The organism is Stenotrophomonas sp. TWI809 (assembly GCF_039673205.1).
Taxonomy (GTDB): Bacteria; Pseudomonadota; Gammaproteobacteria; order Xanthomonadales; family Xanthomonadaceae; genus Stenotrophomonas.
Genome location: NZ_JBDJLE010000010.1, coordinates 1 through 19,407, shown reverse-complemented (window position 1 = coordinate 19,407; position 19,407 = coordinate 1). Strand labels below are relative to the sequence as shown.

General features: G+C 67.6%; 13 protein-coding genes. 9 read left to right on the top strand and 4 right to left on the bottom strand.

Going from position 1 to position 19,407, the window contains the following annotated elements; translation table 11 throughout:
- Positions 1-30: 30 nt before the first annotated feature.
- The 5 genes from acnD to pbpC all read left to right on the top strand — a co-directional run bounded on the left by acnD (position 31) and on the right by pbpC (position 12,861).
- Entirely contained in the window at positions 31-2,646 is a 2,616-nt protein-coding gene (gene acnD / locus ABE472_RS09690) for a Fe/S-dependent 2-methylisocitrate dehydratase AcnD (RefSeq protein ID WP_346466092.1), read from the top strand.
- Positions 2,647-2,702: 56 nt separating this feature from the next.
- Positions 2,703-3,887 carry a 2-methylaconitate cis-trans isomerase PrpF gene (prpF, locus tag ABE472_RS09685; protein ID WP_346466091.1) on the top strand — a complete coding sequence of 395 codons (1,185 nt, stop codon included), beginning with the start codon at positions 2,703-2,705 and terminating at the stop codon, positions 3,885-3,887.
- Positions 3,888-3,907: 20 nt separating this feature from the next.
- Positions 3,908-5,365 carry a bifunctional 2-methylcitrate dehydratase/aconitate hydratase gene (locus tag ABE472_RS09680; protein WP_070471381.1) on the top strand — a complete coding sequence of 486 codons (1,458 nt, stop codon included), beginning with the start codon at positions 3,908-3,910 and terminating at the stop codon, positions 5,363-5,365.
- A gap of 155 nt (positions 5,366-5,520) precedes the next feature.
- Positions 5,521-10,440 carry an alpha-2-macroglobulin gene (locus ABE472_RS09675; protein ID WP_346466090.1) on the top strand — a complete coding sequence of 1,640 codons (4,920 nt, stop codon included), beginning with the start codon at positions 5,521-5,523 and terminating at the stop codon, positions 10,438-10,440.
- A 45-nt stretch (positions 10,441-10,485) separates the two neighbouring features.
- A complete protein-coding gene (pbpC, locus tag ABE472_RS09670; RefSeq protein WP_346466089.1) occupies positions 10,486-12,861 on the top strand; it encodes a penicillin-binding protein 1C in 2,376 nt (791 codons plus the stop codon).
- Positions 12,862-13,055: 194 nt separating this feature from the next.
- Here pbpC and ABE472_RS09665 read toward each other — a convergent pair whose 3' ends face one another.
- Positions 13,056-13,628, bottom strand: a complete 573-nt coding sequence (locus tag ABE472_RS09665; RefSeq protein WP_102788120.1) for a ferritin-like domain-containing protein — start codon at positions 13,626-13,628, stop codon at positions 13,056-13,058.
- A 29-nt stretch (positions 13,629-13,657) separates the two neighbouring features.
- Positions 13,658-14,140 carry a peroxiredoxin gene (locus ABE472_RS09660; RefSeq protein ID WP_102788119.1) on the bottom strand — a complete coding sequence of 161 codons (483 nt, stop codon included), beginning with the start codon at positions 14,138-14,140 and terminating at the stop codon, positions 13,658-13,660.
- A gap of 250 nt (positions 14,141-14,390) precedes the next feature.
- Here ABE472_RS09660 and ABE472_RS09655 point away from each other — a divergent pair, with 250 nt between their 5' ends.
- Positions 14,391-15,287, top strand: coding sequence for a DnaJ C-terminal domain-containing protein (locus ABE472_RS09655; RefSeq protein WP_313210922.1), 897 nt, complete (start codon positions 14,391-14,393; stop codon positions 15,285-15,287).
- Between the two features lie 123 nt (positions 15,288-15,410).
- Here ABE472_RS09655 and pilH read toward each other — a convergent pair whose 3' ends face one another.
- Both pilH and ABE472_RS09645 read right to left on the bottom strand, forming a co-directional pair.
- Complete coding sequence (pilH, locus tag ABE472_RS09650) at positions 15,411-15,794, bottom strand: twitching motility response regulator PilH (RefSeq protein WP_313210920.1); 384 nt, start codon at positions 15,792-15,794, stop codon at positions 15,411-15,413.
- An 89-nt stretch (positions 15,795-15,883) separates the two neighbouring features.
- Positions 15,884-16,879 (bottom strand): YhdH/YhfP family quinone oxidoreductase, encoded by a 996-nt coding sequence (locus tag ABE472_RS09645; RefSeq protein ID WP_346466088.1) that lies wholly within the window; start codon positions 16,877-16,879, stop codon positions 15,884-15,886.
- Between the two features lie 221 nt (positions 16,880-17,100).
- On the opposite strand from ABE472_RS09645, the gene hflK reads away from it, so the two are divergent.
- The 3 genes from hflK (at position 17,101) to ABE472_RS09630 (ending at position 19,341) form a co-directional block, all read left to right on the top strand.
- A complete protein-coding gene (gene hflK, locus ABE472_RS09640; protein ID WP_346466087.1) occupies positions 17,101-18,225 on the top strand; it encodes an FtsH protease activity modulator HflK in 1,125 nt (374 codons plus the stop codon).
- Positions 18,222-19,085: a protease modulator HflC gene (locus ABE472_RS09635; protein ID WP_346466086.1), complete on the top strand. Its 864-nt coding sequence runs from the start codon at positions 18,222-18,224 to the stop codon at positions 19,083-19,085. The genes hflK and ABE472_RS09635 overlap by 4 nt, the downstream gene beginning before the upstream one ends.
- 70 nt (positions 19,086-19,155) lie before the next feature.
- A complete protein-coding gene (locus ABE472_RS09630) occupies positions 19,156-19,341 on the top strand; it encodes a DUF2065 family protein (protein WP_346466085.1) in 186 nt (61 codons plus the stop codon).
- Positions 19,342-19,407 lie beyond the last annotated feature (66 nt).

Here is a 19,407-nt window from a genome sequence, read left to right as displayed (position 1 = left end):
CGGCCCGCCAACAAGCAGCTATCGCCAGCCATGAATACTCAGTACCGCAAGAACCTTCCCGGCACCGCGCTGGACTATTTCGATACCCGGGCCGCGGTCGACGCGCTCCAGCCCGGCGCCTATGCCACGCTGCCGTATACCTCGCGCGTGCTGGCCGAAAACCTGGTGCGCCGCTGCGACCCGGCCACCCTGGATGCGTCACTGCGGCAGCTGATCGAGCGCCGCCAGGACCTGGATTTCCCGTGGTTCCCGGCCCGCGTGGTGTGCCATGACATTCTCGGCCAGACCGCCCTGGTCGATCTGGCCGGCCTGCGCGATGCCATCGCCGATGCCGGCGGTGACCCGGCGCAGATCAATCCGGTAGTGCCGACCCAGCTGATCGTGGATCACTCGCTGGCGGTGGAATTCCCCGGCTTCGACAAGGCCGCGTTCGAGAAGAACCGCGCCGTCGAGGACCGCCGCAATGAAGACCGGTTCCACTTCATCAACTGGACCAAGAAGGCGTTCAAGAACGTCGACGTGATTCCGCCGGGCAACGGGATCATGCACCAGATCAATCTGGAGAAGATGTCGCCGGTCGTGCAGGTGCGCGAGGGCGTGGCCTTCCCGGATACCTGCGTCGGCACCGACAGCCATACCCCGCATGTGGACGCGCTGGGGGTTATCGCGATCGGCGTGGGCGGCCTGGAAGCGGAGAGCGTCATGCTCGGCCGTGCGTCCTGGATGCGCCTGCCCGACATCATCGGCGTGGAGCTGACCGGCCGACCGCAGCCGGGCATCACCTGCACCGACGTGGTGCTGGCGCTGACCGAGTTCCTGCGCAAGGAGCGCGTGGTGGGGGCGTGGATCGAGTTCTACGGGGAGGGCGCCAACGCGCTGACCATCGGTGACCGCGCCACCATCTCCAACATGACGCCGGAGTTCGGCGCCACCGCGGCGATGTTCTACATCGACCAGCAGACCCTGGACTACCTGCGCCTGACCGGCCGCGAAGATGCCCAGGTCGCGCTGGTGGAAACCTACGCCAAGGCCACCGGCCTGTGGGCCGACGACCTGGCCACCGCGCAGTACGAGCGCGTGCTGCAGTTCGACCTCTCCACCGTGGTGCGCAACATGGCCGGCCCGTCCAACCCGCACAAGCGTGTGGCGACGACCGACCTGGCTGCGCGCGGCATCGCCGATGAAGGCAAGCTGGCCTCGGGCAGGCAGGAACAGGCCGATGGCCTGATGCCCGATGGCGCGGTGATCATCGCCGCGATCACCAGCTGCACCAACACCAGCAACCCGCGCAACGTGATCTCCGCGGCATTGCTGGCGCGCAACGCCAACCGCGCCGGCCTGACCCGCAAGCCGTGGGTGAAGAGCTCGCTGGCGCCCGGTTCCAAGGCCGTGCAGCTGTATCTGGAAGAAGCCGGCCTGCTGACCGAACTGGAGCAGATGGGCTTTGGCATCGTGGCCTTTGCCTGCACCACCTGCAACGGCATGAGCGGCGCGCTGGACCCGAAGATCCAGCAGGAAGTGATCGATCGCGACCTGTATGCCACCGCCGTGCTCTCGGGCAACCGCAACTTCGACGGCCGCATCCACCCGTACGCCAAACAGGCCTTCCTGGCCTCGCCGCCGCTGGTGGTGGCCTATGCGATCGCTGGCACGGTGCGCTTCGATATTGAAAAGGATGCGCTCGGCCATGATGCCGACGGCAACGCGATCACGCTGAAGGATCTGTGGCCGAGCGATGCCGAGATCGACGCGGTGGTCAAGGCCTGCGTCAAGCCGGAACAGTTCCGCAAGGTCTACGACCCGATGTTCACCTTCAAGGTGGAGCACGGCGCCCCGATCAGCCCGCTGTACGACTGGCGCCCGCAGAGCACCTACATCCGCCGCCCGCCTTACTGGGAAGGCGCGCTTGCCGGTGCCCGCAGCCTGACCGGCATGCGACCGCTGGCCGTGCTCGGCGACAACATCACCACCGACCACCTTTCGCCGTCGAACGCGATCATGGCCAGCAGCGCGGCCGGCGAGTACCTGGCGAAGATGGGCCTGCCCGAGGAAGACTTCAATTCCTATGCGACCCACCGCGGTGACCACCTCACCGCGCAGCGCGCGACGTTCGCCAACCCGAAGCTGATCAATGAAATGGCCGTGATCGATGGCCAGGTCACGCAGGGCTCGCTGGCGCGCGTGGAGCCGGAAGGCCAGGTCACCCGCATGTGGGAAGCGATCGAAACCTACATGGGCCGCAAGCAGCCGCTGATCATCATCGCCGGTGCCGATTACGGCCAGGGCAGCTCGCGTGACTGGGCCGCCAAGGGCGTGCGTCTGGCCGGTGTGGAAGCGATCGCCGCCGAAGGCTTCGAGCGCATCCACCGCACCAACCTGATCGGCATGGGCGTGCTGCCGCTGGAGTTCAAGGAAGGCGTCAACCGCAAGACCCTGGGCATCGATGGCACCGAAACCTTCGATGTGCTTGGCGACCGCGTGCCGCGCGCCGAGCTGACCCTGGTCATCCATCGCCGCAACGGTGAACAGCTGCGGGTGCCGGTCACCTGCCGGCTGGATACCGCCGAAGAGGTCTCGATCTACGAGGCCGGCGGCGTGCTGCAGCGGTTCGCCCAAGACTTCCTGGAATCGGCGCAGGTCGCCTGATCCCACCCGCATCACGACGGCCCGGCAACGGGCCGTCTTTCCATCAGGACTTCGATATGGCGTTTCTCCCCCAGCTCCGCATTCCGGCCACCTACCTGCGCGGTGGCACCAGCAAGGGTGTGTTCTTCAAGCTGACCGACCTGCCGGCTGCCGCGCAGGTGCCTGGCCCGGCGCGGGACGCGCTGCTCATGCGCGTGATCGGCTCGCCGGATCCGTACGCCAAGCACACCGATGGCATGGGCGGCGCGACGTCGAGCACCAGCAAGTGCGTGATCATCTCCGCGCCGTCGGTACCGGAGCACGACGTTGACTATCTGTACGGTCAGGTCTCGATCGAGACCGCGTTTGTCGACTGGAGTGGCAACTGCGGCAACCTCAGCACGGCAGTCGGACCGTTCGCGATCAGCAACGGAATGATCGATCCGGCGCGGATTCCGCACAACGGCCTGTGCACCGTGCGGATCTGGCAGGCCAACATCGGCAAGACCATCCTGGCGCACGTGCCGATCGTGGAGGGCCAGGTGCAGGAGGACGGCGATTTCGACCTCGATGGCGTGACCTTCCCGGCCGCGGAGATCCAGCTGGAGTTCCTGGATCCCTCCGATGATGGTGAGGGCGGGGCGATGTTCCCGACCGGTAATCTGGTCGACACGCTCGACGTGCCCGGCGTGGGCAGTTTCCAGGCCACGATGATCACCGCCGGCATTCCCACCATCTTCCTCAACGCGGCTGATCTGGGCTACACCGGCACCGAACTGCAGCCGGCGATCAACGAGGACAAGGCCGCCTTGGCGCGTTTCGAAGCGATCCGCGCGCACGGCGCGGTGCGCATGGGGCTGATCGAGACCATCGAGCAGGCCGCGACCCGTCAGCACACACCGAAGGTCGCCTTCGTCGCCCCGGCGCAGGACTACGTGTCCTCCAGTGGCAAGCAGATCGCCGCGGGCGAGATCGACCTGCACGCGCGCGCGCTGTCCATGGGCAAGCTGCACCACGCGATGATGGGCACCGCCGCAGTCGCCATCGGCACTGCCGCCGCGATCCCGGGCACGCTGGTGAACCTGGCCGCCGGTGGCGGTGGGCGTGAATCGGTGAGCTTCGGTCATCCCTCCGGCACGTTGCGCGTGGGCGCGCAGGCGGCGCTCGTTGACGGTCAGTGGACGGTCACCAAGGCCATCATGAGCCGCAGTGCCCGCGTCTTGATGGACGGTGCGGTAAGGGTGCCTGCCACCACCTTGTAAGTCCCAACAGGAGAATCGCGATGTCCGGTCATGACAGCCACAGCAACCAGCGCCCGCCATGGGACACGGTCCTGACCGACATCGTCGATTACGTCCGCGACTACCCGGTCAGCTCGCCGCTGGCGTACACCACCGCGCGGCACTGCCTGATCGATACGCTGGGCTGCGGGTTGGCGGCGCTATCGTTCCCGGCCTGCAGCAAGCTGCTCGGGCCGCTGGTGCCCGGCATGCAGGTGATCAACGGCGCCCGGGTGCCAGGGACGCGCTTCGAGCTGGATCCGGTGCAGGGCGCCTTCAACATCGGCGCGATGATCCGCTGGCTGGATTTCAACGACACCTGGCTGGCCGCGGAGTGGGGGCATCCCTCCGACAACCTCGGCGGCATCCTCGCCACCGCCGACTGGCTCAGCCGCAATGCCGAGGCGCTGCGCCGGGCGCCACTGACCATGCGCGATGTGCTGGAGGCGATGATCAAGGCGCATGAAATCCAGGGTTGCCTGGCGTTGGAGAATGCGTTCAACCGGGTCGGGCTGGATCATGTGGTGCTGGTCAAGGTCGCCTCCACCGCGGTGGTGTCACACCTGCTTGGTCTGGATCGTGAGCGCATGCTCAATGCGCTGTCGCTGGCCTGGGTGGATGGGCAGTCGCTGCGCACCTACCGGCACGCGCCCAACACCGGCTCGCGCAAGAGCTGGGCGGCCGGTGATGCCACCAGCCGTGCGGTGCGCCTGTCGCTGATGGCCGCGGCCGGTGAGATGGGCTATCCCAGCGCGCTGACCGCGCCGACCTGGGGCTTCTACGATGTCTCCTTCGGCGGGCAGCCGTTCCGCTTCCAGCGGCCGTACGGCAGCTACGTGATGGAGAACGTGCTGTTCAAGATCAGCTATCCGGCCGAGTTCCATGGCCAGACGGCGGTCGAAGCGGCGATGCAGGTGCATGCGCAGATGCGCGCCAGCGGCAAACGCAGCGAAGACATCGCGCAGATCACCCTGCGCACCCAGCAGGCCTGCCTGCGCATCATCGACAAACCCGGCCCGCTGCATAACCCGGCCGACCGCGATCACTGCGTGCAGTACATGGTGGCGATCGGCCTGATCTTCGGCCGGCTGGTTGCCGAGGACTACGAGGACGACGTGGCGGCCGATCCGCGCATCGATCCGCTGCGGGCGACGATCACCTGCGTGGAAGAGCCGCAGTTCACGGCCGACTACCTGGACCCGGACAAGCGCAGCATCGCCAACGCGCTGCACGTGACGTTCGCCGATGGCAGCACGATGGAGGCCGTGGTCGAGTATCCGCTGGGCCACGCCCGGCGCCGGGCCGAGGGCATCCCGCTGCTGGAGGACAAGTTCCGCCGGCACCTGGCCGGGGTGTTCCCGACCGTGCAGCAGCGCCGGATCATCGAGGCGTCGCTGGACCCGGTCGCGCTGGAAGCGATGCCGGTGCACGAGTACGTCGACCTCTACGTCGCCGGGTAGAGCCGACCGTTGGTCGGCTGCCTTAGCGATGGCTCTTGGCGGCTGCCCTTGGCGGTGGCCCTGCCGGTCACCCATGACGCCCGGATCGCCCGGGGTCGCCCGTGAACGGACGGGGACGGCCCGTATACTGGCCGCCTTGTTCAAGGAGTGACGTCATGGCTAGCCGCAGTCGGTTCGGGCAGTGGAGCTGGAAGGGAATCGCGGGCCTGGCGCTGGTCGCCGGCCTGGCCATCGGCGTCGGGGGCTGCAAGCGCAACGACAGCGGCCAGCTACCAGCCCCGTCCGGCGCGCCGATCACGGCCAAGGCCGAGGCGGTCACCGAGTTCACCCTGGTCCGGGCCTACCCCGATCAGAAGAGCGACGGCCTGTCGCTGGCGCTGGAGTTCTCGCGCCCGCTGGTCGGCACCCAGGATTTCGATGCACTGGTCCGCTTCGCCGAGAAGGTCGGCACCGAGGACAGCAGCTGGTCGCTGTCCGATGACGGCAAGACCCTGCGCTATCCGTTCGTGGAGGCGGCCAAGGAATATTCGCTGATCGTTTCGCCCGATCTGCTCGCCGCCGATGGCAGCCGGATCGGCAAGGAGCTGCGCCAGAAGGTCTTCACCGGCGAGCTCAAGCCGGTGGCCGGGTTCGCCTCGCAGGGCAGCGTGCTGCCCGCCAAGGACAGCCGCGGCCTGCCGGTGGTCTCGGTCAACGTGCCGGAAGTGGACGTGGAGTTCCTGCGCGTGCGCGAGAAGGAACTGCCGAACTTCTTCAGCCAGTACCAGCGCGGCGGGCGCCGCGGCAGCTGGGAGCTGGACAGCGACTACGGCGACAAGACGCCGATGTCGCAGTTGGCCGAGCCGGTGTACGTCAACCGCTTCGTGATCGGCGGCAAGCAGAACGAGCGCGTGCTCACCTACCTGCCGACCCAGGACATCAAGGAGCTGCAGCAGCCCGGCCTGTATTTCGCGGTGATGAAGCGCAGCGGTTCGTTCGAAGGCGAGTACGACACCGCCTTCTTCACCGTCAGCGACATCGGCCTGCATACGCGTGCCTACAAGGACAAGCTGTTCGTGCACACCGCCTCGCTGCAGAGCGGGGCGTCGCTGAAGAAGATCGAGCTGCGCATCCTCGATGGCAAGGGTGAGGTGGTGCTCAAGGGCGCAACCGACGGCAACGGCAATGCGCTGCTCAATTACACGTTGGATGCCAGCCATGTGCTGATCGCCAGCAGTGGCGGCGATACCTCGATGCTGCCGTTCAACCAGCCCGCGCTGGACCTGAGCGAGTTCGCCGTGGCCGGGCGCGACAACGCCTGGTTCGACGTGTTCACCTGGTCGGGCCGCGACCTGTACCGTCCCGGCGAGACCGTGCGCATTTCCGCACTGCTGCGCGACAACGACGGCAAGCCGGTGAAGCCGCAGCCCGTCTTCCTGCGCCTGAAGCAGCCGGACGGCAAGACCTTCCGCGAGACCCGCCTGACCCCCGGCGAACAGGGTTACTTCAGTTTCGAGCAGCTGATCCCCGCCGAGGCCCCGACCGGGCGCTGGCAGGTGGAGTTCCGCACCAACCCGGCCAGCAAGGAAGCGATCCAGGGTATGACCCTGCGCATCGAGGAGTTCCTGCCCGAGCGCATGAAGCTGGACCTGGACAGCGTGCAGAAGACGCTCAAGCCGGGCGAGCCGCTCAAGCTGCAGGCCGATGCCGCGTATCTGTACGGCGCGCCGGCCGACGGCAACCGCTTCACCGCACGGTTGGCCGTGGCGGCCGAGCAGTCGCCGGTCGAGTCGCTGCCGGGCTACTTCTTCGGCGACCCGACCACCGCGCTGCCGCGCGAGGCGCGTGACGTCATCGATACCGAATTCCCGGCCGACGGCAAACTGCGCCAGGACGTGGAGCTGCCGGCGGAGGTCAAGCCGACCGCACCGATCGCCGTGGTGCTCTCCGGCAGCGTGTATGAAACCGGTGGCCGCACCGTGACCCGCACCCTGAAGCGGGTGATGTGGCCGGCCGCCGCGCTGGTCGGTGTGCGCCCGTTGTTTGATCCCAAGGATGGCGCGGATGCCAACAGCAACGCGCGCTTCGAACTGATGCGCGTGGACGCGGCGGGCAAGCCGCAGCCGGCCAAGGGCCTGAAGGTCACGCTGGTGCGCGAGCTGCGTGATTACCACTGGACCTTCAACGACAACCGCTGGGATTACGACTTCACCCGCCGCTTCGAGAACAAGGACACCCGCACCGTCGATGCGGGCAGTGCGGCGGTCGGCGTTGATGTCCCGGTGGAGTGGGGCGAGTACCGACTGGACGTGTTCGATCCGGCCACCGGGCTGACCAGCCGCTATCCCTTCAACGCCGGCTGGAGCTGGAACGACGACAACCGCGGCCTGGATGCGCGGCCGGACAAGGTCAAGCTGGCGCTGGACAAGACCGGCTACAAGGCCGGCGATACCGTGCGCGTCACCGTGACCCCGCCGCATGCCGGCAAGGGCGTGCTGATGGTCGAGAGCGACAAGATGCTCTACGTCCAGGATATCGACGCCAAGCCGGGCAGCACCTACGACATTCCGGTCACCGCCGAATGGGAACGCCACGACGTCTACATCACCGCGCTGGTGTTCCGTGGCGGCAGTGCCCCGAGCAAGATCACCCCGGCCCGTGCGGTCGGCGTGGTGCATGTGCCGATGGACCGCAAGGCGCGGCAGATCGCGGTCGGCCTGGTGGCACCGAAGCAGATGCGCCCGGAGCAGAAGCTGCCGGTCACCGTCAGTGCCCCACAGCTGGCCGGCAAGGTCGCGCATGTGACGGTCTCGGCGGTGGATGTGGGCATCCTCAACATCACCCGCTTCCCGGTGCCCGATGCCGCTGCGCACTTCTTCGCGCAGCGTCGTCTGGGCGTGGATGCGTATGACATCTACAGCCGCGTGATCGAAAGCTTCGACGGCAGCAGCGGCAAGCTGAAGTTCGGTGGCGACATGGCGCTGGCCGCGATGCCGCAGGCCAAGCGCCCGACCGCGCGGGTGCAGACGGTGGACCTGTTCTCCGGCCCGGTGAAACTCGATGCCAAGGGCATCGCGCGGATCGCGCTGAAGGTGCCGGATTTCAACGGCACCCTGCGCGTCTCGGCGCTGGTGTACGCCGATGACCAGTACGGCAAGCGCGATGTGGAGACCGTGGTGCGCGCGCCGATCCTGGCCGAAGCCAGCATGCCGCGCGTGATGGCGCCCGGGGATACCAGCACGGTCACCCTGGATGTGCAGAACTTCACCGGCACGCCGGGCGAGTTCAAGGTGCAGGTCGATGGCATCGGGCCGCTGACCCTGGGCGACGCCAGCCGCACGCTCAAGCTCAACGCCGACGCCAAGAGCACGCTGAGCTTCCCGCTGACCGCGCGCGAGGGCTACACGGTAGCCAAGGTCCGCGTGCGCGTGGATGGCAACGGCTTCAAGGTCGATCGCCGCTATGACCTGCCGGTGCGTGCCGCATGGCCGCAGGTGCTGCGCGCACAGACCCGCACGCTGGATCCGCTGGCCGCCGTCACGATGGACGCCGGGCTGGCCGATGGCCTGATGAACGACTCGGTGACCGCACGCATGCTGGTCAGCGCGCTGCCGCCGATTCCGTTCGCCAGTGCCTTGAATGGCGCGCTCAACTATCCGTATGGCTGCGCCGAGCAGACCACCAGCAAGGGCTATGCCGCGCTGATGCTGGATGAAGCGACCTCGGCCATGCTGGGTGCGGACGGGCTGGATGCCAAGACCCGCCGCGAGCGCATGGAAGGTGCCTTCGGCCGCCTGGCCTCGATGCAGGTCGCCAACGGCAACTTCTCGATGTGGGGCGACGACGGCTACATCAATCCGTGGCTGACGCCGTATATCGCCGAGTTCCTGCTCGACGCCAAGGACGCCGGCTTCGCCGTACCGGACAACGTGCTGCAGAAAGCGCTGAACCGCCTGAGTGAAGATCTGCTGTCCGGTGGCAACCAGTTCTACGGCGAGGACCGCCGCGAGAACCTGAAGTTCGCCAACCAGGCGTATTCGGGCTACGTGCTGGCCCGGGTCAACCGCGCGCCGCTGGGTACCCTGCGCGCGCTGTACGACAACGAACGCAGCAAGTCGCTGACCGGCCTGTCGCTGGTGCACCTGGGCATCGCGCTGTCCCTGCAGGGCGATCACAAGCGCGGCGATGCGGCCATTGCCGCCGGCTTCGCCAAGAGCGCGGACGACCGTCCGGCCTACTTCGGCGATTACGGCAGCGCGGTGCGCGATGACGCATTGATGATCGCGCTGCTGCACGAACGCAAGCTGTCCAAGCCGGCCTACGATGCACGCGCGGTCGATCTCGGTCGCGCGCTGGACGCCCGCCGCAACAGTGGCTGGATGTGGCTGAGCACCCAGGAGCAGGTGGCGCTGGCGCGCATGGGCAAGGCGCTGTCGGCCAACCAGACCAAGCTGGTCTCGGGCGAACTGGTGGTGGGGGGCGAGAGCGAGAGCATCTCGGCACGCCGCATGTTCGGCCGCAGCGTCGACTACGCCGCGCTGGCCAAGGGCGTGCGCTTCACCCCGCAGGGGGAGCCGCCGATGTTCGCCAGCCTGGAAGTGGCCGGCATTCCGCGCAACCCGCCGGAGCCGGACAGCCGCACGCTCGGCGTGGAGCGCAGCTGGTACACCACTGATGGCAAGCCGTGGACGCCGCGTCCGCTGAAGGAAGGCGAGGCCCTGATCGTGCGGGTCAGCGTCACCCCGAACGTGGACATGCCCGATGCGCTGCTGACCGATCTGCTGCCGGCCGGGCTGGAGATCGAGAACTTCAACCTGGGCGATGCCAAGCAGTGGGCCGATGTGGTGGTCGACGGGTTGAGCGTCAACGACCGCGGCGATGCGGCCAACATCAAGCACGAAGAGTTCCGCGATGACCGCTATGTGGCCGCGCTGAAACTCTCGCGGGGCAGCACTGCCAAGGTGTTCTATCTGGTGCGTGCGGTCACGCCGGGCACCTACCGCGTGCCGCCGCCGCTGGTGGAGGACATGTACCGTCCCGACCTGCGCGGGGTGGGGCGCAGCCTCCCGGCCTCGCTGACCGTGGTGCAGCCCTGATCGCAGGGCGGGCCGTCGCGATGACGGCCCGCCTGCTGAATGGACATGATGTCTCTTTTTTCCAAACGGTCGTGGGTATCCGTGCGACGCAACGTGCTGCCCTGCCTGCGCTGGGGAACGGCGGCGCTGCTTGCACTGCTGCTGGTGCTGGACCTCGCGTTCCCGCCGCCGCTGCCCAGGCAACGCGACACCAGTACCCTGGTCGTTGCGCGCGATGGCACGCCGCTGCGTGCGTTCGCCGATGCGGACGGGGTGTGGCGCTACCCGGCCTCCGCCGACAGCGTCTCGCCGCTGTATCTGAAGGCGCTGCTGAACTACGAAGACCGCTGGTTCTGGCGGCATCCCGGCATCAACCCGTGGGGCCTGCTGCGCGCGGGCAAGCAATGGCTGTTCGAGCAGCGGATCGTCTCCGGTGGTTCAACGCTGACCATGCAGGTTGCGCGAATCCTCGATCCGCATACGCGCACGCCGTGGGGCAAAGCCAAGCAGCTGCTGCGCGCGGTGCAGCTGGAACTGCACCTGAGCAAGGCGCAGATCCTGGCGCTGTATCTGGAACGTGCACCCTATGGGGGCACCATCGAAGGCGTGGAGGCGGCGAGCTGGGCCTATCTGGGCAAGCCGGCCTCGCAGTTGTCGCATGCCGAGGCGGCGTTGCTGGCGGTGCTGCCGCAGTCGCCCAGCCGGTTGCGTCCGGACCGCCATCCGGAGGCGGCACAGCGGGCGCGTGACAAGGTGCTCGAACGCATGGTGTCACTCGGTGTGTGGTCACGCGAGGAGGTCGACGATGCGCGCATCGAGCCGGTGGTCACCCGCGCCCTGCAGCCCCCGCTGCATGCGGCGTTGTTGGCGCAGCGCCTGCGCTCGGCGCAGCCGCGGGCGGCGCGGATCGAGAGCACGCTGGATATCGGCCTGCAGCGCACGCTGGAAGAGCGTGTGTCGTCCTACTTTTCACAGCTGCCCGAGCGCACCTCGGCGGCGTTGCTGGTGGTGGACAACCGCACACTGGAGGCACGTGCCTACGTCGGTTCGGTGGCGTTCGGCGACAAACAGCGGCTCGGCCATGTGGACATGGTGCAGGCGTGGCGCTCACCGGGCTCAACGCTGAAACCGTTCCTGTACGGCATGGCGCTGGATGATGGCCTGATCCATTCGGAAAGCCTGATGGTGGATGCGCCGCAGAGCTTCGGCGGGTATCGGCCGGGCAACTTCGATGCGGCCTTCAACGGGCCGGTCGGTGCCGCCACGGCGCTGCGGTTGTCACTCAACGTGCCGGCGGTGGACCTGCTGGATCGCGTCGGCTCGGCGCGCTTCGCGGCACGCCTGTCGCATGCGGGCATCAATCTGCGCTTTCCGCACGGCAGTGCGCCCAATCTCTCGCTGATTCTCGGCGGCACCGGCGCGCGGCTGGAGGATCTGGTCGGCACCTTCGCCGCGTTCAACCGCAACGGTATCGCCGGGCGGGTGCGTTATACCGCCGGGGATGCGGTGATCGAGCGCCGCCTGATGTCCCCCGGCGCGGCGTGGATCACCCGCGAGGTGCTCGAGTCCAATCCCCGCCCGGGCTACGGCACCGGCACCTTCGATGTCACCGGCCGCCCACGTGTGGCCTGGAAGACCGGCACCAGCTACGGCTACCGCGATGCCTGGGCGATCGGCACGACGCGCCATTACACGGTAGGTGTGTGGGTGGGGCGCCCGGATGGCACGCCGCTGCCCGGGCAGTACGGCGCGGTGACCGCGTTGCCGCTGATGTTCGAGGTGGTCGACAGTCTGCCGCGCCAGGCCGGCGATGCCCGTGCGGCGCCGATGCCGGCGAGCGTGGCGCAGGCCGATATCTGCTGGCCGACCGGTGGTCTGGCCGAGCAGATGGCGCCCGCGCTGTGCCAGCGGCGGATGCCGGCGTTCGTGCTCGATGGGGCGGTGCCGCCGACCTTCGCCGAGCGCGAGGCGCGGCTGTGGCAGCCGGGTCTGCAGCGGTTCCAGGTGGATGCGCGCACGGGGCTGCGGCTGTCGCCGGAGTGCAGCCGACCGCATGCGGCGGAGTCGCGTGAGATCGCGCGCTGGCCGGCGCTGTTGTCGCCGTGGTTGCCGCAGGCGCAGCGTCAGGCCTCGCAGTTGCCTGCGTTGTCCCCGGACTGCAGCGACGATGGTCGAGAGAGTGGTGGGACGCTGCATATCGAGGGGCTCAACGACCGCGCCACCCTCGCACGCGCGCCGAACGCCGAGCGCGGCGTTCGCCTGCAACTGCGTGCACTGGGCAATGAAACGACCGTGGATTGGCTGCTGGATGACCGCTGGATCGCCCGCACTGAAGGCGCGCGGCTGTTCCAGCGCGATTTCGACGAGGTGGGTGAGCACACGCTGACCGCGCTGGCCGCCGATGGTGCGTGGACGCAGGTGCGGTTCCGGATCCTGCGCTGACGGGTTGCTGCCCGCGATCGGGTAGTGCCGGCCGCTGGCCGGCATCATCCCATCAACGGTAGTGCCGGCCGCTGGCCGGCATCACACCATGAACGGTAGTGCCGGCCGCTGGCCGGCATTGCACGCCGTTCGGATGCTGCAGGAGCCGGCCAGCGGCCGGCACTACAGGGCCAAGAGCCGGCACGCGGTCGGCATTACTCGCCGATCCAGCCATCCAGCAGATCGGCGAATTCGTCGGCGTGCTCTTCTTCCTGCGCGAGGATCTCTTCGAGGATGCGCTTGGTCGTGGTGTCCTTGTCGCCGACGAAGTTGATCATCTCGCGGTAGCTGTCGATCGCGATGCGCTCGGCAATCAGGTTCTCGCGGACCATGTCGCGCAGGTCGCTGCCTTCCTTGTACTCGGCATGCGAGCGCGCGGTGAGCGTATCCGGGTTCAGATCCGGCTCGCCGCCCAGCTGCACGATGCGTTCGGCCAGCTTGCCGGCGTGCGCCTGTTCCTGCTGTGCGTGCTCCAGGAACTCGGCCTTGATCGAATCGGCGAGCATGCCCTTGGCCATGAAGTAATGGCGGTAGTAGCGCAGCACGCAGACGTACTCGGTGGCGAGCGCATCGTTGAGCAGCTTGATCACCGCCTTGCGGTCGGCGCTGTAGCTGTCGGTGATCGCGCCATCCTCGATGTCCTTGCGGGCCTTGGCACGCAGGGTGGCGGTGTCGCTGATGCCCGGCGGGCGGGCGTTGTTGGGGGTGTTCTTGGCTGGCGTTGACATGGCTGGCCGGGTTCCTCTGTTGCGTGGGTCTAGCGGGGGAGATGCTCCAGCACGTACTGGGCCGAAGACACCTCGAATTTTCCGGGTTCCTCGATGAAGGTTTCGCGCACGACACCGTCTTCGACGTACAGCGCGAAGCGGCGCGAGCGGATGCCCATCCCGGAGCTGCTGGCATCCATCTCGAGGCCGAGGGCCCGGGTGAACTCGCCATTGCCGTCGGACAACAGCTGCAGGCCGTCGGGCACCTGCTGGCTCTCGCCCCAGGCCTTCATCACGAACGGATCGTTGACCGCCATGCAGAACACTTCGATCCCGCGGTGGCGGAACTCGGGGAACTGCTCGATGAAGCCGGGCAGGTGCCGGGCCGAACAGGTCGGGGTGAATGCGCCGGGCACGCCGAACAGCACCGCCTTGCGCGAATCGAACAGGGCATGGGTGTCGATGGTCTCCATGCCCTCGCGGATGCGCTTGAGGGTGACTTCGGGAATGCGGTCGCCAACGTGGATGGTCATACGGACTCCTTGGACACAGGCAGGGTAGTGAGGGGCATGGGATGGCCATGTCAACACGTTGAAAACCGGACGTGCAGACCCATCTGGAGCGGGAGAGGCGGGCTACCGGGGCAGCGTAGCCGGCTGGGATGTCCGCCGCATTGCGCAGGATCATTCGCGCCCGGCGTCACGGTGGGCCGGTCCGCAGCGGCTAGAATTGCGCGGACGGCGCCCGCCCACGCGGGTGGCCGAACTTAGTCGAGGTGTTTGGATGGAATTCAAGGATTACTACGCCACGCTCGGGGTGGAACCCACCGCGGGCGATGCTGAGATCAAGACCGCTTACCGTCGGCTGGCGCGCAAGTACCACCCGGATGTGAGCAAGGAAGCCGGGGCCGAGGACAAATTCAAGGCGGTCAACGAGGCTTACGAGGCGCTGCGCGATCCGCAGAAGCGCGCGGCCTATGACCAGCTCAAGGCGCAGGGCTACCGGCCTGGCGAGGAGTTCCATACCCCGCCGAACTATGGCGGTGGCCAGGGCTATGACTTCGAAGAGGTGTTCGGGGGCGGCGCCGGTGGCGGCGGCTTCAGCGATTTCTTCGAGAGCCTGTTCGCGCGCCAGCGCGGCGGTGGCGGTGGTCGCGCCAGTGGCTTCGGCGGCGCCAGCCAGGGGCCGCAGCCGACCCGCGATACCCGCGCCAAGCTGTCGGTGCCGTTGGAAGCGGCCTATCAGGGCGACAGCCTGCGCATCAACGTGGGCGGCAAGCAGCTGGATGTGCGCGTGCCCAAGGGCATCCGCCCGGGCCAGGTGATCCGCCTGACCGGGCAGGGCACCGGTGGCGGCAACCTGCTGCTGGAAGTGGAATACGCCGAGCACCCGCAGTTCGAGGTGGATGGCCGCAACATTCTGTACACCCTGCAGGTGACCCCGTGGCAGGCTGCGCTGGGGACCAGCATCAGCGTGCCGACCCTGGGCGGTGCGGTGGAGCTGAAGGTGCCGGCCGAGTCCGATGCCGGCCGCAAGCTGCGCCTGCGTGGCCGCGGCCTGCCGGGCAACCCGGATGGCGATCAGATCGTGGAGCTGGAGATCATTGCGCCGGCGCCGACCGATGAGGCGCAGAAGAAAGCGTACAAGACGCTGGCCAAGGCATTTGGCGAGAAGGTCTGAGGCAGGTGGTGCGCGGCGTCCGGGTCATCGTTGCGCACTGACCAACGGTCGGTGTCTACCGGGGCGGCCGCGATTGCCTTGGCGGTAGAAGCCGACCGTTGGTCGGCTCACCGTGCCATCAGCTCACGCCGTCGGCGGTTCCTGGTGGCTGAAAACGCGCTCCAGCACCTCGGACAGTTCGTCTTCCGAAAACGGCTTGGTGATATAGGCCTTGGCGCCCTGACGCATGCCCCACATGCGGTCGGTGTCCTGGTCCTTGGTGGTCACCAGGATCACCGGAATGTGCTTGGTCGAGGCGTCGCGCGCCAGCGTGCGGGTCGCCTGGAAACCATTGAGGTTGGGCATCACCACGTCCATCAGCACCAGATCGGGCAGTTCGGCCTTGGCCGTTTCGACCCCGGCGGCGCCATCGGTGGCGGTCAGGATCTGGTGACCGAGTTTTTCGACGATCCGCTGTATCCCCAACAGCTGCGACGGTGAATCGTCGACGATCAGAATGCGTGCCATGGTGTTCCCCGTGTGATGCCCGCAGTGTAGTGCGGGCCTCGCACCGTCGTGAAGCGCCGGACGTGCCGTCCGTCGCCCGGCTGCCACGCTCAGTCGATTCGTACCACCGTGCGGCCGTGGTGGCCGCCCGCGAGCAGGGTATCGAACGCCGCCGGCAGGCCATCCAGCCCGACTTCGCCCGTGCAGATCGTCTCCAGATGCGCCGGTTTCCAGGCGCCGCCAAGCTTCGCCCAGACCGCTTCGCGCAGATCACGCGGTGCGCTGGAGGACGACACACCGATCAGCGACACGCCGCGGATGATGAAGGGCATGACCGTCATGTCCAGCGCCGGGCTCGCGGCCAGGCCGGCACTGACCACCGAGCCGTAGGGCACGGTCTGGGCCAGCAGGCTGGTCAGCATCGCGCCGCCGGCGTTGTCCAGGCCGCCCCCGAAGCGCGCCGATTCCATCGGCCGGGCGGTCGCCAGCACATCCCGCGGCAGGACCTCGCGGGCACCCAGTCCACGCAGGTAGTCGGCCTGGTCGGCCTTGCCGCTGATCGCATGCACCTCGAAACCCGCCCGGGTGAAGATGTCCACCGCCAGCGAGCCGACCCCGCCGGTCGCCCCGGTCACGGCCAGCGGTCCGTGGGCGGGGGTCTGCCGGTTGTCCAGCATCCGCACCAGGGCCAGCGCAGCGGTGAAGCCGGCCGTGCCCAAAATCATCGCCTCACGCGGGGTGAGTCCCGTCGGCTGCGGGATCACCGCACTGGCGGCCAGGCGCACATACGGGCTGTAGCCGCCATCGCGGGTCTCGCTCAGCCCGCAGCCGGTGGCCAGTACCGCATCGCCTTCGCGGTAGGTCGGGTCGGTCGAAGCGACCACCGTGCCGGCCACGTCGATACCACCGACCAGCGGGAAGCGTCGCAGGATCTTGCCCTTGCCGGTGCCGGCCAACGCATCTTTATAGTTGACCGAGGACCAGTGCGCGCGGAGGACCACCTCGCCGGGGTTGAGCTGGTCCAGGCCGATCGGTTCCAGCCCGGCGTGGTAGCCGGTATCGTCCTGGTGGATGCGGAAAGCGTTGAACCGGTCGGGAATTGCCATGAAGATGCCTGACGGGGGAAAACACCACCTTACCCGCTGCTCCGGCGCGCGGGGACCCTCACGGACGGTCGCGGAGGCGGTTATGAATCGTTCCCCGAGATGCGTGCCCCCTTCCAATCCTGTCGATCTGCCCCATCTAGTAGAATCGACAGCGATTTAACGTTTTAACGGTTGACGGTGCGGGAGTGGCCCGCAGGCAACCTTACCTTGATGGAGCGTGCATGGCCTGGAATACACCCGGCGGCAACAAGGGCGGACAAGGCCCCGACGAGAATCGACGTGGGCCGTTCGGTCCTCGCGGTGGCGGCAATGGCGGCGGTTGGGGCGGTTTGCCCGGTCCGCTGAAAGACCTGTTCGATGGCGGCATCCTGCGGTGGGTCGCAGTGGCTGCGGTGTTGCTGCTGCTGTTCTCCAGCTTCCAGCTGATCGGCGAACAGCAGCGCGGCGTGGTCCTGCGCTTCGGCCAGTTCTCGCGGATCCTGGGGCCCGGCCCGAACTTCAAGCTGCCCTGGCCGATCGAGTCGGTGACCAAGGTCAACGCCACCCAGATCAAGACCTTCAGCAGCCAGGTACCGGTGCTGACCCGGGACGAGAACATCGTCAACGTCTCGGTCAACGTGCAGTACCGCATCGCCGATCCGCAGCAGTACCTGTTCGGTTCGGTCTCGGCCGACCAGGTGCTGGAGCAGTCGGCGCAGAGCGCGGTGCGCGAGCAGGTGGGTCGTGCCGATCTCAATGCCGTGCTGAACAACCGCGGCCCGCTGGCCGTGGTCGCCGAAGAGCGCCTGCAGGCCTCGCTGAAGGCCTATCAGACCGGTCTGGTCGTGACCGGCCTGACCCTGCCCGATGCGCGCCCGCCGGAAGAGGTCAAGCCGGCCTTCGACGAGGTCAACGGCGCCCAGCAGGTCAAGGAACGCCTGATCAACGAAGCCCAGGCCTACGCGGCCAAGGTCGTGCCGGAAGCGCGCGGCCAGGCCTCGCGTGCCCGCACCACGGCCGAAGGTTACAAGCAGGCCGCCGTGGCCAAGGCCGAGGGTGACGCCGAACGCTTCACCCTGCTGCAGGCCCAGTACAAGGACGCCCCGGAAGTCACCCGCAAGCGCCTGTGGCTGGAAACCGTGCAGCAGGTGCTCGGCCAGAACCGCAAGATCATCGGTGGCGATGGCCGCCAGCTGATCTACGTGCCGATGCCCGGCGACACCCGCGGCGCTGCCGCACCGGCCGCACCGGCCGTGACGCCGGAAGTGATGCTGCCGTCGCTGCCGGCCAGCACGCCGGTGGATGGGGTGCGCAATACCGAACGCCCGACCACCCGCCCCACCGGTCGTGAAGGAGTCAGCCGATGAAGAGTTCCCTTTGGATTGGGCTGGCCGTGGCCGCCCTGCTGGGCCTGCTGGGCTCGGTGTACGTGGTCCGTGAGGACCAGACCGCGATGGTGTTGAACCTGGGCAAGGTGGTCCGTGCGGACATCAAGCCGGGCCTGCACTTCAAGGTGCCGCTGGTGGAATCGGTGCGCGTGTTCGACCGCCGCTTCCAGGTGCTGGACACCGCGCCGGCGCGTTACTTCACCGCCGAGCAGAAGGACGTCAGCGTGGACTTCTTCGCCATCGGTCGGATCTCCGACGTGCGCAGCTACTACCGCGCCACCGGCGGCGATGCGACCCTGGCCAACGCCCGCCTGGCGCCGATCATCACCGACTCGCTGCGCAACCAGATCAACTCGCGCACCCTGCAGCAGCTGGTGTCGGGCGACCGCACCGAACTGATCGCCAACCAGTTGACCGGCATCAACAAGGCGGTCAAGGAACTGGGCATGGAGATCGTCGACCTGCGCATCAAGCAGATCGACCTGCCCACAGACAGCCAGGTGATCAACGATGTGTACGAGCGCATGCGCGCCCAGCGCAAGCAGGAAGCGGCCAAGCTGCGTGCCGAGGGTGAGGAACAGTCGCTGACCATCCGTGCCCAGGCCGACCGCGACAGCACCGTGATCGTGGCCGAAGCCGAGCGCGATGCACAGCAGCTGCGCGGTGCCGGCGATGCCGAAGCCGCGCGCATCTACGGCAAGGCCGGCTCGGCCGACCCGTCGTTCTACGCCTTCTACCGCAGCCTGGAGGCCTATCGTGGCTCGATGGCCGACGGCAACGGCGTGATCGTGCTCGACAAGAACGACCCGTTCCTGCAGTACCTCAAGAGCGATCGCTGAGGCTGCAGGCGGCAGGTAACCCACGGGGACCCGGTGCAGACCGGGTCCCCGTTTTGTTGGTGGAGATGTCATGAAAGAGTTGTTCTCGGCCCTGTGCCTGGTGGCCGTGCTCGAAGGCCTGTTCCTGTTCGCCGCCCCGTTTGCCTGGAAGCGGATGGCCGAGCAGCTGCTGATGCTGCGCAGCAGTGCCCTGCGCACCTGGGGCGGGGTGATCCTGCTGGCGGGCCTCACTACCCTGTGGTGGCTCAAGCACTGAAAGGGTTCCCGCCATGCGCTCGTTGGTAGTGCCGGCCGCTGGCCGGCTCCAGGCCATCCTGCGAGC